Source organism: Actinoallomurus sp. CA-150999 (assembly GCF_050942425.1).
GTDB lineage: Bacteria > Actinomycetota > Actinomycetes > Streptosporangiales > Streptosporangiaceae > Actinoallomurus.
The window spans coordinates 3,835,653-3,850,690 of the sequence record NZ_CP192063.1 but is presented as its reverse complement, the minus strand read 5'-3'; the positions used below and the strand labels follow the sequence as shown (position 1 = coordinate 3,850,690).

The following is a 15,038-nucleotide window of genomic DNA, read 5'->3' as shown; positions in this document are numbered from 1 at the left end:
GGTCCAAGTCTGCGGGAGGCGCGGTCATGGCACCGGCAAGACATCGGCTGCTGATCCTCAGTGCGAGCATGGGCGCGGGTCACGACGCCGTCGCCGTCGAGCTGGCCCGGCGGCTGACCGCCGCCGGTCACGAGGCCGAGGTCGTCGACGTGCTGGAGCTGCTCCCCCTGCGCCTGGGGCACGCCCTGCGGCGGTGGTACGGCTGGATGATGCGGAGGGCGCCGTGGGTGTACGCCCTGATCTACCGGGCGTTCTTCATCTCTCCCCGCCCGGCGTGGGCGGCCTCGCCGCTGACCGTGCTGCTGGCCGCGCGCCTGGACCGTCTCGTCCGCCGCCGGTCCCCTGACCTGGTCGTCTCGACGTTCCACCTGGCCGCGCAGGCGGCCGGGCACCTGCGCCGCACAGGCCGGCTGACCGTGCCCGGCACGGTGCTGCTGACCGACTTCGCGGCGCATCGCCTCTGGCTCCATCCGGGCACGGACCGGTACCTGTGCCCCTGCCCGGAGACGGCTCACGACGTGACCGCCGCGACCGGCCGCCCGGCCGACTGCCACGCCCCGCTCACCCGCCCCGCCTTCCGGCGTCCCCCGGCCGGCACGGCGGCCGTCCACGCCCGGATCGGCCTGGGGCCGGACGACCGTACGGTCCTGGTCTCGGCGGGCTCGTGGGGCGTGGGCGAGGTCGAGGAGGCCGCCCGGGTGCTGGCGCGCTCAGGACGGTACGTGCCCGTCGTGCTCTGCGGCCGGAACCGGGCGCTGCGCGACCGGCTCGGCCGCATCGGGGGGCTCGTGGCGCTCGGCTGGCGTGACGACCTTCCCGAGCTGATGGGGGCCGCGTACGCCCTGGTGGACAACGCGGCGGGGCTGACGTGCCGGGAGGCGTTCGCGGCCCGGCTTCCGGTCGTGTCGTACCGGCCGATTCCGGGGCACGGCCGCGACGGCGTCCTCGCGATGGCCCGCGCGGGGCTGAGCGTCCACGCGGACGACGCCGCGCGGCTGATCGCCGAACTCGACCGGCTCGGGGACTCGGCCGGGCGGAGTCGCCTGGTCGCCCGCGCGTCGGCGCTGTTCGACACGCCTGCCGCCGAGGACCTCCTCTTCGGCCCATACGGGCCCGACTCGGAGCACCCGCCGCCCGAACCACCGGTCAGGGGTCCGGACGGGGCTCGCTCCCCGGGTCGGCCGGTTTGACCTGGGCGTGGCGGCGGATCGGCGGCGACTGCGCCAGCCGCGCGCTCCCGTAGAGGATCAGGCCGATGCCCAGGACCTCCGCGACCGCCCAACCGCCCAGCCGGATCTCCTCACCGAACAACCCGACGCCGTACGCGATGCTGGCGACGGGGTCGGAGACGTTGAGCGCCGGTTGCACGGCCACGAGCGTGCCGCTGTGCAGGGCGTTCTGGAGGAGGAACAGGCTGCCGAGCCCGGCCGCCACCATGGCCCACACCGACCAGGAGGTCAGCAGGGCGACCGTGCCCTCGGGAAGGATCTCCGTCGCCTCCTTCATCAGCGCGGCGGTGAAGGCGAACCCCAGGCCGGAGGCGACCCCGAGCAGGGTGGCGCGGGCGGAGCCGCTGGTGACCCTGGCCATCGAGACCAGGTAGGTGATCACCCCGGCCGTGACCAGGGTGGCGATCGCCCAGTCGATCCGGCCCGGGTGCCGGCTTCCCGGAGACGGGGAGGCGGCGGCGAGGAGGACGGCCAGCCCGATGGTCAGCGCTCCGACGGCCAGCCAGGACTCCGACCCCAGCCGGATCCGGAACATCCAGGAGATGAGCAGCATCGTGATCGGCAGTTCGGTCACGAGGAGCGGCTGGACCAGGGCCAGACCGCCCGTCGTCAGCGCGGCCGCCTGGAACAGGAAGCCGGCGATGAGCGCGACGATGCCGCCGAGCCATTCCGGGCGGCGCACGAGGTCCCAGATGAGCGCGAGCCGGAAGGCCTCGTCGGGTGGCGCCGACCGGGCCGCGCGCCGCTGCAGCACCGACGCGAGGGCGTTGCTCGCCGCGGCGAGGACCGCGAACAGGACGGCGATCATCCCGGTCCGCCTTTCACGCCCGCGCCCACGTCCTGCCCGGGTTTGCCGAGGAACGAGGAGCGCCCGAGCACCGCGATACCCGCCACGATCATCATCAGACCGATGACCTCGGCCGCGAGCGCGGTCCCCGTCAGCCGGAGATGTTCGGCGAAGACGAGGATCCCCAGAACGATCCCGATCACCGGCTCGACCGCCGTCATCGCCGGCAGCGAGATGCCGATCGGCGCGGCGTCGAACGCGCTCTGCGCGAGCAGCAGGGACAGCACGGCGATCACGACCAGGGCGTACGGCTGCCAGCTGCGCAGGCCGACCGCCAGCCCTTCGCTCAGCATGAGCAGCGAGCTCCGCGTCAACGCGTCCTGGACCCCGAACAGCATCCCGGCGGCGGCCGCGAACAGCATCGCCTTGGTCCGCAGCGACCGCGGGGCGGCGGCGAGCACGAGCATGGCCGCGACCGCCAGCACCACACCGGCGCCGATCCAGCGGACGGACCAGGGGTCCGTCGTCCGCCCGCCGTGCGGCTGCCCGACGACCAGGAAGATCACCACGCCTATGGTCACGAGCAACCCGCCCCCCAGGACCTCCCGGCTGAGCGGCTCCTGGTAGACGAGGTGCGCGATGACGAGCGCGAATATCAGATTGGTCGCCAGCAGTGGCTCGACCCTGCCGAGATCGGCCTCGTCGAGCGCCAACGCGCCGAGCACCTGCCCGAAGACCATCGCGGCGATGCCGAGCAGCCACACCGGCTGGCGGATGAGGTGGGCGAGCAGCCGCATCCGCAGCATCTCGTCCAGCGGCTCGCGGTAGGCCACGTGCTGCTGGGCGACGAATCCGATGCCGAGGAAGCAGGCCGCCGCGAGGGCGAGGAACGTCTTCATCGGCCGCCCGCCGAAATCACCCTACGGGTCGTACCCGTACGTCACGGCTTGTATCGGCGTTGACCTGCGGCTCTTCGAGCGCGCTGCACTGACGCGACCGGCTTCGGACGGCCTAAAGAACAGGATTATTCACTCGACAAATGGTCCTGATCGCCGCACAGTAGAACGTATGCGCATCGCGTTAACGGGGATCGGAATCATCGGCGCGGGTCTGTTCATCGACTGGATCACCGGCCCGTACGCCGCCTTGGCGTTCACCTTCTTCGGGGTGTGGGCCCTGCTGCTCTCGCTGTCGGCCGTCTTCGTCTCGGGTCCGGCGCCGACGCCGGAGGAGAGCCCGGCCGACGAGCCCGTCGGCGACGGCAGCCGCGTCACCAACGGGTCGTAGCGGGGATCCCGGCCCGCAGGGGCGGCCGGGATCGGCCCGATCATGGCTTGCGCCCCACCCCCGCGTAGCCGTCGACGGGCTCGCCGGTCAGGTCGGGGTGCACGGGCCGCCACCGGGTGATCTCGACGAGGCCCGGATCCACCGGCTCCAGCCCGCGGAAGAACCGGGCGATCTGCTCCACCGACCGGGCCGTCATGGGGGTGGTGCCCTCGGCCTGGTTCCACATCTCTATGGCCCGGTCGGTGCGCTCGCCGTGCACCACGTTCGTCGTGGCGTACAGCGCCAGGTACGACCCGGACGGCAGCGCCGCGACCAGGCGATCGACGATGCCGAACGCCTGCTCGTGGTCGGGGATGAACTCGGTGATGCCCATGAGCATGAGCGCGATCGGCCGCTCGAAGTCCAGCGTGTGCGCGGCCTCCCGCAGGATCGTGTCCGGTTCCCGCAGGTCCGCGTGGATGAAGGCGGTGGCGCCCTCCTTGGCGGAGGTCAGCAGCGCCCGCGCGTACGTCAACACCAGAGGATCGTTGTCGACGTAGACGATCCGGGCCTCGGGCGCGGACCGCTGGGCGACCTCATGGGTGTTGTCGGCCGTCGGCAGCCCGGTGCCGATGTCCAGGAACTGCCGGACCCCGGCCTCCTCCACCAGATGGGACACGGCTCGGTTGAGGTACTGGCGCGACTCGCGGGCCAGCCGGGCAACCTCCGGCAGCACCTCCAGGGCCTGATCGCCCGCCTCCCGGTCGACGGGATAATTGTCCTTGCCACCGAGCAGGTAGTTCCATACACGCGCGGACTGCGGCACGTCCTTGTTGATCTTCTGTTCGCTCACCGGGGCCTCGGAATCACGGGGGAACATGTCGATCTTCGAACGTACGGGCCGCCGGTTTCATCCCGGTTCGGAATGCCTGGCCCGCTCACGGCCGGATGTGGTCGTGACAGGGGCCATGCTGCAGCGGCCCGGCCGTCCCCGGACGCCGCGGCCACTACAGCAGCCCGCGTCACGACCACCCACCGGTCAGGTTCGCAGGCCGGGCAGGACCTCGGCGGCCACCGCCTCCAGAACATCCTCCGAGCCGGCGAAGATACCCTCGCGCCGCGGCCAGGGCGCCACCACGTCGGTGAACCCGAGTTCGTCGGCCCGGCCGAGGAACTCGCGGTAGATCTCCACCGAGGACAGGGCGAACACCTGCGCGGCGTCGGTCTGCACGAACCGGCGGACCTCGCCACGGTCCCGTCCGGTCTCCTCCAGGGCCTCGTCGAACCGGGCCGCGGCTTCGCCGATGCTCCGCCACCAGGACTCGAGGTCGTCGGTCTTGGCCCCCGTGGTGATCCAGCCCTGCCCGAACCGGGCGGCGACCCGCATCGCCTTCGGCCCGTTGGCGGCCACGACGAACGGCGGGCGGGGCGACTGCACCGGTCCGGGCGCGTTACGGGCGTCCACGGCGGCGTAGTACTCCCCGGTGAGGGTGGTCTTCTCCGTGGTCAGCAGGGCGTCCAGGAACTCCACGAACTCCGCGAACCGCCGAGACCGGCTGGCCACCCGGCCGGCCTCGCCGAACACGGTCGAGTCATAGTCGTCGGAGCTGCCCGCGCCGACGCCGAGCGTGAACCTGCCTCCCGATACGTCGTCCAAGGCGAGGATCTCCCGCGTGAACGGCACCGGATGCCGGAAGTTCGGCGAGGCCACGAGCGTGCCCAGCTCGATCCGCTCGGTCGCCCGCGCGGCCAGCGCCAGCGTCGGAACCGCGCCGAACCACGGCCCGTCCACCAGCGACCGCCAGCCCAGGTGGTCGAACGTCCACGCATGGTCGAACCCGTACTCCTCGGCCCGCCGCCACTTCGGCTCGGCCTCCGGCCAGCGGTACTCCGGAAGGATGACGATTCCCGCCCTCATCTGCACGCTCCTCGGCGATGGTCGATCGGTCGGCGGCGTCAGTCGCCGCGCCGCCCTGCCCGGAACGATATGACGAGGTAGTCGTCCAGCGGCTGGTAGCCGATGCGCCGGTGGATCGCGTTGACCCCCGGGTTGGCCAGGTCGGCGAAGACCACGACCTCCTCGGCTCCGGCGTCGACGGCGGCCCGGCTCACGGCCGCCGTCGCGGCGGCGCCGTACCCGTGCCGCCGGTGCTCGGGCGGCGTGTAGACGGGCGCGATCCGCGTCATGCCGGCGACCATCCGGGTCCGGCCCGCGAGAGCGACGGGGACTCCGTCCCGCTCCCAGATCGTCAGGCCGCCGTAGGAGATCCGGTCGTCGACCGCGGCGCCGTGGTCGCCGGGACGCTCCCGGATCTCCCGCTCGGCGTCGCGGTACCAGCCGAGGAGCAGGTCCCGGTCGGCGGGCCGGGCGAGGCGCGCGCTGCCGGGCACGTCCGGCCGCTGGACCTCGACGAGCCGGTAGAGGCGGCGGCGCTCCCAGATCTTGTGGTCGGCTCCGGTCTCGATCCGCCAGCAGATGGCGAACTCCTGGGCCGGCTCGTGGCGCCCGGTCACTCCCGGCAGCCGCCGCCCGTCATCCGCGAGGGCCCCGGCGAGCTCCTTGACGGCCTGTCCCGGCATCGCGCTGAGCAGCAGCGGAAAGGGCGGCGTGTGGACGAACGCGCCGGCCACGCAACCGGAGACGGTCGACCAGGCTCCCATCACGGCGGGCGCGTCCCCGTACGCCGCCGGCCCCCGTGCCCGCAGCGACTCGACCACCGTGATCAGCACGGTGTTCTCGATCGGCCGAGAGCGGAGGAAGCCACCCGCGGCCAGGTCGAATTCCGCGATGTCCCCAGTGATTACCCACCCCACGGCCTCATACTGCCCGGTATGGGAGCGATTCCACAGATTACCCGCAAATCGTGATCAAGCCTTCATTACCCATAAGTGCGGTCGAAATGGCGTATAACGCGCTGCCGACGATGACGATTGCGGTCGAGGGTAGGAGTCGCCGGCGTTCCGGCCCGTGCGCGGGCGGTGGGCCGACAATGGCGGAGGAGGTCGAGAAAGGCGTGAAGGGTGAGCAGGCCGGAGCGGACCGTGTCCGGCATCGGTACGCGCCGGGCGCCGATGAGGTGCGGTTGGTGACGGCGTCGTTCCGGACGCACCATTTCGTGCCGCACGCGCACAGCGAGTACGCCATCGCGGTCATCGACCGTGGCGCGGAGGCAGTGCGGTACCGGGGTGCGGACGAGCGCGTCGGCGCCGGCGGGTTGCTGCTGCTGGACGCCGAGGTCATCCATGCCGGGCGGCCTGCCGCGCCAGAGGGCTGGGATTACCGGGTCTTCTATGTGCCTCCCGACCTGCTGGCCGAGATCGCAGGGCGGCGGCCGACGTTCCCGGCCGCGACCCCGCGGGATCCGGAGTTGGCCGCCCGCCTGGTTCGGGTGCATCGGCTGCTGGGCGAGCCGGGCACCGCGCCGTTGCCGGCCTGCGAGCAGCTTCATCAGGTGCTGACGCTGGTGCTGGCCCGGCATGCGGCGTGCGGGCCGGTCCAGCCGTCCAGGGCCTCCTGGCCGGCCTCGATCGGCCGGATCAAGGGCTATCTGGCCGCCGACATCGGGCGCACACCGAGCCTGGCCGAACTGGCCGAGCTCGCCGGGATGCCGCGCTTCGTGCTGCTTCGCGCGTTCCGCGCCGAGACGGGGGTGACCCCGCACGGGTACCTGCTGGCGTTGCGGCTGCGGCATGCCCAGCAGTTGCTGACCGCCGGCCACAGCGTCGCCCGTGCGGCCGCCGACAGCGGCTTCTACGACCAGTCTCACCTGCACCGCCACTTCCGCCGGACGTTCGCCGCCACCCCCGGGGAGTTCGCCCGTGCCGGACGGGCGTGCAACGACGTACAAGGCGGCCCCGCCGCCGAGTCGTAGCGTGCGCAGGGTGATCGAGAACGCTCTTTCCCAGGACCCGGTGCCCGGTGATGAGTACACGCGGCCGCAGTTCGCCCGTGCCGCCCTGCTGACGATCGACATGCAGGCCGACTTCGTCTCCGGCCCGCACGCGGTGCCCGGCACCGAACGGATCGTCCCGGCGGTGGCCAGGCTGGCGCGCACGTTCCGGGACGCCGGTCGGCCCATCGTGCACGTGGTCCGGCTGTATCTGCCCGATGGGAGCAATTCCGACAGCTGCCGCCGGTCGCTCATCGCCGCCGGCGCCGGCCTGGTCGCCCCGCACTCGCCGGGATCTCGCCTGGCCGACGGCCTGGCCCCGGACGGCGCCGCGCCCCTGGACCCCGGCCGGCTGCTGTCGGGTGCGGCCCAGCCGCTCGCCGACGGGGAGCACGTCATCTACAAGCCGAGGTGGAGCGCCTTCCACCACACCCCGCTGCGGCGGCATCTCGATGATCTCGGTGTGAACACGCTGGTCGTCGCGGGATGCAACTACCCCAACTGCCCGCGGGCGACGATCTACGACGCCAGCGCCCATGACTACCGGCTGGTGCTCGCCGAGGACGCGACATCGGGTTTCACCGAGCACGCCCGGCCGGAGATGACCGGGATCTCGGCGTGGTGCCTGACCGTCGCCGCGATCGGAAGACACCTTCGCGCCGGCGACGAGGCGACCGCGTGACGGGCCTCGTCCGCACCGTGCGCGGTGACGTGCCACTCGGCGAGCTGGGAGTGACCGACGCCCATGACCACCTGCTGCTCGAGTCCCCGGTGATCCCCGGCAGCCCGCTCAGCTCGCGGTCCGTAGCGTCGGCCATGGCACAGGACTTCAGGGCAGCCGGCGGCCGGGCTCTCGTGCAGTGGACGCCGCCGGGAATGGGCCGCCGCGCCGAATGGTTGCCCGGCATCGCCGAGCGGACCGGCATCCACATCATCGCCGCCACCGGCCTGCACCAGGCACGCCACTACAGCACCGGCGGAGGCCCGCCGCGCTGGCCAGCGACTCTCGGTGCGGCGGAGCTCGCCGCCCTGTTCACCGAGGAACTCACCATCGGCATGCGCGGCGACGACGGCGTGCCGGACCCGGCCGGCCCGGCGTGCGCAGGTGTGATCAAGGTGGCGGCCGGCTACCACGGCACGGACGAGCACGAACGCCGGGCGCTGGCCGCGGCCGGCGCCGCTCACCAGGCCACCGGCGCGCCGGTCTGCGTGCACCTCGAGCTGGGCACCCACGGCCAGGCGGTGCTCGCGGCGCTGGACGCCGCCGGCGTGCCGCCCAGGCACGTGGTGCTGGGCCACCTCGCCCGCAACCCGGACCACCGCCTGCACGCCGAGCTGGCCGCCTCCGGCGCCTACCTCGCCTACGACGGCCCTCGTCGCGACACCCACGCCACCGACTGGCGGCTCGGTGATCTGATCTGCGCGATGCTCGAGGCCGGATACGGCGACCGTGTCCTGCTCGGTGCCGACACCCCCACCGCCGACCGCCTCGCCTCCAACGGCAGCCCCGGCCCGGCGGCCCTGCTCAACGATACGGCCGCCGCGCTGGCCCGCCGCGTCGGCGAGGACGCCATGCACACGATCCTGGCCGTCAACCCGGGCCGCGCGTTCGCATGGCGCAAGTAGGGCACCGGGGATCCGGTCGGGCAGAATTCGTCGTATGAAGTACGTGCTGCTGATCTGCGATGACGAGACGGTCTCGCCGACCAACGAAGAACTCGCGGCGGATCCAGTGCACCAGGCCTGGCTCGCGGACCTGGATCGGCGCGGCGGCAGGCTCGTCGGCGCACGGCTGCGCCCGGTCGTGGACGCGACCACGGTCCGCGTACGCGAGGGCGAGACGCTGATCTCGGACGGGCCGTTCGCCGAGACCAAGGACTTCGTCGGCGGCTTCGTGATCGTCGAGTGCGCGAACCTGGACGAGGCGATCGAGATCGCCGCCGGCCATCCGTACGCGCGCTGGGGCGGCGTCGAGATCCGTCCCGTGTGGGAATGACCGCGCCCGACGACCAGGTACGGGCCGCGGTCGACGCCGCCTACCGGGACGAGTGGGGCCAGGTGGTCGCGACCCTGATCGGATCGACCGGCGACTGGGACCTGGCCGAGGAGTGCGCGCAGGACGCGTTCGCCACCGCGCTGGAGACCTGGCCGCGCGACGGCATCCCGCGCCGCCCGGGCGCCTGGCTCACCACCACCGCCCGAAACCGCGCGACCGACCGGCTGCGCCGCGACGCCGCCGGGGCGGCCAAGCTACGCCAACTCGCCGTGCTGGCCCGCGATCCCGGCACGCCGCCCGTGGACGAGATCCCGGACGAGCGGTTGCGGCTGATCTTCACGTGCTGCCATCCGGCGCTGCCGTTCCCGGCCCGGGTCGCCCTGACCCTGCGTACGCTCGCCGGACTGAGCACCGCCGAGATCGCCCGGGCGTTCCTCACCGCCGAGCCCGCGATGGCGCAACGGCTGGTCCGCGCCAAGCGCAAGATCCGGGAGGCCGGCATCCCGTACCGCGTGCCACCCGCCGGACTCCTCCCGCAGCGACTGGCCGCCGTCTTCGCGGTGCTCTATCTGATCTTCAACCAGGGCTACGACGAGGAGTACGACCCTCAGGGCGCCCGCCGCGACCTGACGGCCGAGGCCATCCGCCTGGCGCGGGTCCTGGTCCGCCTGATGCCGCACGAGCCCGAACCCCGCGGGCTGCTCGCGCTGATGCTGCTGCACGAGGCCCGGCGCGCGACGCGCACGGACGACGGTGTGCTGGTCACGCTGGAGAAGCAGGACCGCTCGCGGTGGGACCGGGCGCTGATCACCGAGGGCGTGGCGGCACTCGACGAGGCGCTGGCGATGCGGCGCGCCGGGCCGTACCAGCTGCAGGCCGCGATCGCCGCCTGCCACGCCACCGCGCCCGACGCGGCGAGCACGGACTGGCCGCAGATCGCGGGCCTGTACGCCGACCTGGCGACGCTGGCGCCGTCGCCGGTCGTGGACCTCAACCGCGCCGTGGCGGTCGCGATGGCGGACGGCATCCCCGCCGGACTGGCCCTGGTCGACGAACTCGCCGCGTCCGGCCGGCTCGAGGGGTACCACCTGCTGCCCGCCACCCGGGCCGACCTGCTCCGCCGGGCCGGCCGTACCGCCGAGGCGAAGGCGGAGTACGAGGCAGCGCTGAAGCTGGCGCCCACCGAGGCCGAGCGCCACTACCTGACCGGCCGCCTCGAAGAACTCTGAAGTTCTTGCATTACACGGCAACGAACTCCACCGCACCCCACACCTGCGGCTCCAGCTCGGAGATCAGTGCGTCGGCCGGCCCCCTCACAACTCGCCGCAGGTCGGTCAACCTGGTTCATGAAAGGGTCATTTTCTGGAGCGATTCGCTATAGCCTTCCGTGAGGAGGTTTGATCATTTGCGGTCCTCGCATCGATAGGGGGCGTGGGTGGATCCTTTGCGGCCCGGTGACCCGCGACAGGTCGGTAGGTACCGCTTGCTGGGGCGGCTTGGCGAAGGCGGCATGGGGCAAGTGTTTTTCGGTAGTTCCCCTGGAGGCCGTCCGGTCGCGGTAAAACTAATTCGGGATGAATACGCTCATAGTCGGCAATTCCGCGCCCGATTCGCCCGCGAGGTTGAGGCCGCCCGTAGGGTCGGTGGTTTCCATACCGCATTGGTCGTCGATGCCGATCCTGATGCCGATCCGCCGTGGATGGTCACCGCCTACATCCCCGGCCCGTCCCTGTACGACGCCGTTACCCAACACGGTCCCCTCGGCATGCAGGCCGTGCGAACCCTGGGTGCCGGGCTCGCCGAGGGGCTGGCCGCCATCCATGCATGCGGCCTGGTGCATCGAGACCTCAAGCCCGGCAACGTGATCCTCGCCGCCGACGGGCCCAGAATCATCGACTTCGGCATCGCCCGCACGCAGGATGCCAGCGAGATGACCGCGATCGGTACTGTTCTCGGAACCTGTGCCTATATGTCCCCCGAGCAGGTGAGCGGGGATCGGGCTGGACCCGCCAGTGATGTGTTCTCCCTCGGGTCGGTCTTGGGCTTCGCCGCCGCCGGCCGTAACCTCTTCGGCGGCGAAACGACCGCCGCCATCCTTCACCGCATCGCCAAGGAGCCAGTCGATCTACTCGATATCCCGGTGGAGGGGGGGCTTCGCGATTTGTTCGCCGCGTGCCTGGCCAAGGACCCTGCCGGCCGGCCTCCTCTCACCGACATCCTCGCCCGGTTGGCCTCGCCCTGGCCGAGCGGCGATTGGCTACCTCGCACCGTCAGAGACATGATCAGCTTCAGGGAGTCCGAGTCCGCTGATGTCTTGAACCCGGCGGTCTGCGTATCAGACCACCGGTTCCACGAGCTGACCGAGGTGTCCGCCGCCCACCTGATGGGGCCTGACCGGTCGCTCGCGGTGGGCCCCGTTCGCGAGCGGAAAAAGGTTCCGCGCCGTGCCGTCGCGCTCGCCGGGCTCGTGGCTTCGGTGGTCGCCGCCGTGGCCCTGGCGCTTCTCCTCATCCCCTCAGATCGCGAGCGACCATCGACACCCGCCAAGCCGTCGACACCCCCCGGTCGCATCGTCACCGACGATGGCAGGGCATTCGGGGCGGGCGGATGGAGCCAGTTCACTGTGGTGGTCGATCCGGCCAACACCGGCGTGCGACTGACACGCCGCCTCGATTCGAGTGTCTCCGGCCAGAGCGCAGCAATCTCGGTGAACGGCATTCACGCCGGTAGGTGGGCACCTTTGGCCGGAGCCCTTACCATCTGGATGGATCAGACCGTTGAGCTTCCGGCATCCCTCACGAACGGCAAAATAACCCTCACCATCAGGAACACATTCGAATCCTCGTCAAAGGACTTCAATGAGTTCACCTACTTCGTCGATCAAAAGCTCGATGGCAGCTGGCGCCAGGCTGATGTGGTCGACATCGGACCGAACCACCTCGCCGCCGAAAAAGCACACAGATACCGCATAACTCGGAGAACCTGGCAGGGGACGCGAACCTTCAGTTATCAGAGCGAACCCGCCGAGCGGTCTGCCCATGGAACGGGCACGCCCACGGCAGGTGAGTGACGCGCGGAGCGGTCCTCGACCAGCGGCCATGCATGACAACCTGCATCGCCCGCGCCGACCTCGGAGCCTGCGACCGTGACGAGGCGACAGGCCCCAGCCCTGAGAAAGCGCACGAAGGTGTCGGGTGGCGGCGTCCGGCACGCGTCATGATGCACATGTCCCCGGCCCGGCGAGCACTCGGCATCGGGCGTGGATACGGCGTCCCGTCGATGGCGAACCGCAGCCTGCCGCCCCGAGGCAGGCACGCCTGCAGCGCGGCACGCGCCTGATCGGGCGGCAGCGCGGCGCGCACATCGGCCAGGTCACGCGACTCCGCCTCGCCGGCGCACGCACCGTCAACTCCTGGCCGCCGAGGCGGCCGGGCACGGTCCGGCGAAACCGACGGGATGAAGGCCCAGGTGGCGCCGACGCCGACCCGACAAGCCCGTGACTTCCAGCAGAAGCACCGACGCAGGAGTTGCCGTCTCCCGGCGCGCCAGGACGGTCAATCCCAAGAGGTCTACAACGCAAAGCCCTGAAAGAGCGGGAGTCGACGACGGCAGGACTGACGGCTTCGGGTCACCGCATGAAGGCAGTGTTGGGACCGCCGTGGGAGCGCAGCGGCATTCAGCTTGGTCATGGCGGCGTCGATGATCGTTTGGATTATGAAAGGACTTGCCAATGGCATTCGGTGCACTGTGGCGCTTGGCCACTGGGGCCGTGGCGCTGACGCTACCTGCGATGGTGGTGTTCGCCGACCCTGGACAGGCGGCCAGCGGGACGACGCCGGTAGCAGGTGCCCAGCCGTCGTGGGCGGTGACCTCCGCGGATCGCGGCCCGGCAGCGGCCTCGACGCCGATCAACGGGCGGATCTGGCTCGCCTACCAAGACCCCGCCGGGCTGGCGCGTTTCGACCAGGAGGTCTCGACTCCCGGCAACGCGGCGTACGGGCACTACCTGACTCCCGCTCAGTTTCGGGCGCACTTTGGCCCAACACGCGCCCAGCAGCGGGCGGTCGCATCCTGGGCGAGGTCGACGGGCCTTGCGGTAACCGCGGTCACCAACCACTACGTTGCCGTAAAGGGTAGCGTGGCCCAGGCGCAGCGGGCGTTCTCGGTACAGCTCCACAAATTCCTGGTCAAGAACCAACTCCAGATCGCGCCCGAAAGCACGCCGCGGGTGCCGGCGGCCTTGGCGCCCAACGTGATGACCATCACCGGCCTGGATTCGGCACCTCATGAAATGAAACCGGCGGACTCGCTTCCACCTCCGCCGAGCAACCGTTGGGCGCCTGGGCCGTGCGCCCGCTATTACGGTGAGACGAAGGCCACGAACCTCCCGACCGCATATGGCGCCAGCGCGCCGTGGAATGTCTGCGGATACACGCCCGATCAACTCAGGTCCGCTTATGGCGCCACTCGCAGCGGCCTAACCGGGAAAGGCGTGACGGTGGCCGTCGTCGACGCCTACGCCTCACCTACGATCCTCTCCGACGCCAACACCTATTTCGCCAGCCACGGCGACGCGGGCTTCGCCACCGGACAGTTCACGCAGAACCTGCCGACCTCGTGGAACTCGGTGTCGGCCTGCGGCAACTGGTTTACCGAGGAACACATCGACGTCGAGGCCGCACACGCCATGGCGCCGGACGCGAACATCGTGTACGTGGGCGCCTCAAGCTGCAATGACAACGACTTCCAGGACGCGCTGGCGCGAGTCGTCGACAACCACCTCGCCAGCATCGTCAGCAATTCCTGGACCGCGCCCGAGGACCAGGAGACCCCCGCCCTCCGGGCGACGTATGACTCCATCCTCCAACAGGGCAACGCCGAAGGCATAGGAATGTACTTCTCGTCGGGCGACGCGGGCTACAACGACCCCGCCACGGCTCGTGGCGCTGGAGAAGGTTCCGACAAGCTTCAAGCGTCGTACCCCGCTTCAAGTCCGTATGCGACCGGTGTGGGCGGAACCGCGCTCGCCATCGGGTCACGCGGCAACTACGAGTACGAGGCCGACTACGGCATCTTCCGCGACCCGCTCACCTCGGCGGGGACCAGCTGGGCCGATCCGCTGCCCGGAACCTATCCCGCGGACTTCTACCAAGGCGGCGGCGGTGGCACCAGCTACGCCTATTCACAGCCGTCCTACCAGGCGGGGATCGTGCCGAACAGCCTGAGCGAGACCCTGCCCAACGGCACTTCGGCCCCGCCCATGCGTGTCACGCCCGACGTGGCCATGGACGCCGACCCCAACACCGGGATGATCATCGGCCTGACCGCAACACAGCCCGACGGCTCCACGGCCTACTCCACCGCTCGCTGGGGCGGTACCAGCCTGGCCGCCCCACTGTTCGCCGGCATGCAGGCTCTCGCCGAACAGGCGAAGGGAGAGCCCATCGGATTCGCCAACGGCGCGATCTACCACGGCTACCGTGGACACCTCTTCACGGATATCACAGCCCAGAACCCTGGGAATCCGCTGGACTTCGCACTGAATTGGTACACCAACCCCAGCACCGCCAGCGGTCCGATCCTCACCTACCTCGCCACCACCGGCACCGACGGCGCGGGCCCCGCACTTCTGGCCGCCACGCCCGGCTACGACGCAGCCACCGGCGTCGGTAGCCCCAACTACGGCTACCTGATGTCCTTCATGAGCTACCGGTAATCGACCCGCTTAATGGTGGTCCTCCCAGACGGGAGGACCACCACATCAGCAGACCTCGTCGACCGGCACGCTCTGCACACCTGAGAAAAGAGAGCGCCTTCGTGTGCATCCCTCAGGGCGGTCGCAATTGCTCCTAAAATTCCCGCTACGCGCT

Annotated in this window: 14 protein-coding genes; 9 read left to right on the top strand and 5 right to left on the bottom strand. The window is 70.8% G+C overall.

Going from position 1 to position 15,038, the window contains the following annotated elements; translation table 11 throughout:
* Positions 1 to 26: 26 nt before the first annotated feature.
* Positions 27 to 1,190, top strand: coding sequence for an MGDG synthase family glycosyltransferase (locus ACQP2O_RS18090; RefSeq protein ID WP_433186076.1), 1,164 nt, complete (start codon positions 27 to 29; stop codon positions 1,188 to 1,190).
* Here ACQP2O_RS18090 and ACQP2O_RS18085 read toward each other — a convergent pair.
* Positions 1,147 to 2,037 (bottom strand): DMT family transporter, encoded by an 891-nt coding sequence (locus tag ACQP2O_RS18085; RefSeq protein WP_433186073.1) that lies wholly within the window; start codon positions 2,035 to 2,037, stop codon positions 1,147 to 1,149. The two genes, ACQP2O_RS18090 and ACQP2O_RS18085, sit on opposite strands and share 44 nt — an antisense overlap.
* Complete coding sequence (locus ACQP2O_RS18080; RefSeq protein WP_433186071.1) at positions 2,034 to 2,915, bottom strand: DMT family transporter; 882 nt, start codon at positions 2,913 to 2,915, stop codon at positions 2,034 to 2,036. Before ACQP2O_RS18080 ends, ACQP2O_RS18085 begins: the two co-directional genes overlap by 4 nt.
* A gap of 169 nt (positions 2,916 to 3,084) precedes the next feature.
* Between ACQP2O_RS18080 and ACQP2O_RS18075 the strand changes: the two genes are divergently transcribed.
* The gene (locus ACQP2O_RS18075) at positions 3,085 to 3,303 is read left to right on the top strand and encodes a hypothetical protein (protein WP_433186068.1); all 219 of its coding nucleotides are present in this window, start codon (positions 3,085 to 3,087) and stop codon (positions 3,301 to 3,303) included.
* A 40-nt stretch (positions 3,304 to 3,343) separates the two neighbouring features.
* On the opposite strand, the gene ACQP2O_RS18070 is transcribed toward ACQP2O_RS18075, so the two are convergent.
* From ACQP2O_RS18070 to ACQP2O_RS18060, 3 genes are all read right to left on the bottom strand, one after another.
* On the bottom strand, positions 3,344 to 4,162 hold the full coding sequence (locus tag ACQP2O_RS18070) for an SAM-dependent methyltransferase (RefSeq protein WP_433186065.1): 819 nt from the start codon (positions 4,160 to 4,162) through the stop codon (positions 3,344 to 3,346).
* 159 nt (positions 4,163 to 4,321) lie between these two features.
* Positions 4,322 to 5,200, bottom strand: a complete 879-nt coding sequence (locus ACQP2O_RS18065) for an LLM class flavin-dependent oxidoreductase (protein ID WP_433186062.1) — start codon at positions 5,198 to 5,200, stop codon at positions 4,322 to 4,324.
* Between the two features lie 38 nt (positions 5,201 to 5,238).
* Complete coding sequence (locus ACQP2O_RS18060; protein WP_433186060.1) at positions 5,239 to 6,096, bottom strand: GNAT family N-acetyltransferase; 858 nt, start codon at positions 6,094 to 6,096, stop codon at positions 5,239 to 5,241.
* Positions 6,097 to 6,296: 200 nt separating this feature from the next.
* Between ACQP2O_RS18060 and ACQP2O_RS18055 the strand changes: the two genes are divergently transcribed.
* The 7 genes from ACQP2O_RS18055 to ACQP2O_RS18025 all read left to right on the top strand — a co-directional run bounded on the left by ACQP2O_RS18055 (position 6,297) and on the right by ACQP2O_RS18025 (position 14,884).
* Complete coding sequence (locus tag ACQP2O_RS18055) at positions 6,297 to 7,154, top strand: AraC family transcriptional regulator (RefSeq protein ID WP_433186057.1); 858 nt, start codon at positions 6,297 to 6,299, stop codon at positions 7,152 to 7,154.
* Positions 7,155 to 7,164: 10 nt separating this feature from the next.
* The gene (locus ACQP2O_RS18050; RefSeq protein ID WP_433186055.1) at positions 7,165 to 7,854 is read left to right on the top strand and encodes a cysteine hydrolase family protein; all 690 of its coding nucleotides are present in this window, start codon (positions 7,165 to 7,167) and stop codon (positions 7,852 to 7,854) included.
* Positions 7,851 to 8,798, top strand: a complete 948-nt coding sequence (locus tag ACQP2O_RS18045; protein ID WP_433186052.1) for a phosphotriesterase family protein — start codon at positions 7,851 to 7,853, stop codon at positions 8,796 to 8,798. Before ACQP2O_RS18050 ends, ACQP2O_RS18045 begins: the two co-directional genes overlap by 4 nt.
* Positions 8,799 to 8,832: 34 nt before the next feature.
* A complete protein-coding gene (locus ACQP2O_RS18040; RefSeq protein ID WP_433186049.1) occupies positions 8,833 to 9,168 on the top strand; it encodes a YciI family protein in 336 nt (111 codons plus the stop codon).
* Positions 9,165 to 10,397 carry an RNA polymerase sigma factor gene (locus ACQP2O_RS18035; RefSeq protein ID WP_433186046.1) on the top strand — a complete coding sequence of 411 codons (1,233 nt, stop codon included), beginning with the start codon at positions 9,165 to 9,167 and terminating at the stop codon, positions 10,395 to 10,397. Before ACQP2O_RS18040 ends, ACQP2O_RS18035 begins: the two co-directional genes overlap by 4 nt.
* A gap of 206 nt (positions 10,398 to 10,603) precedes the next feature.
* Positions 10,604 to 12,238, top strand: coding sequence for a protein kinase domain-containing protein (locus ACQP2O_RS18030; RefSeq protein WP_433186043.1), 1,635 nt, complete (start codon positions 10,604 to 10,606; stop codon positions 12,236 to 12,238).
* Between the two features lie 660 nt (positions 12,239 to 12,898).
* Complete coding sequence (locus tag ACQP2O_RS18025; protein ID WP_433186040.1) at positions 12,899 to 14,884, top strand: S53 family peptidase; 1,986 nt, start codon at positions 12,899 to 12,901, stop codon at positions 14,882 to 14,884.
* Positions 14,885 to 15,038: the final 154 nt, after the last annotated feature.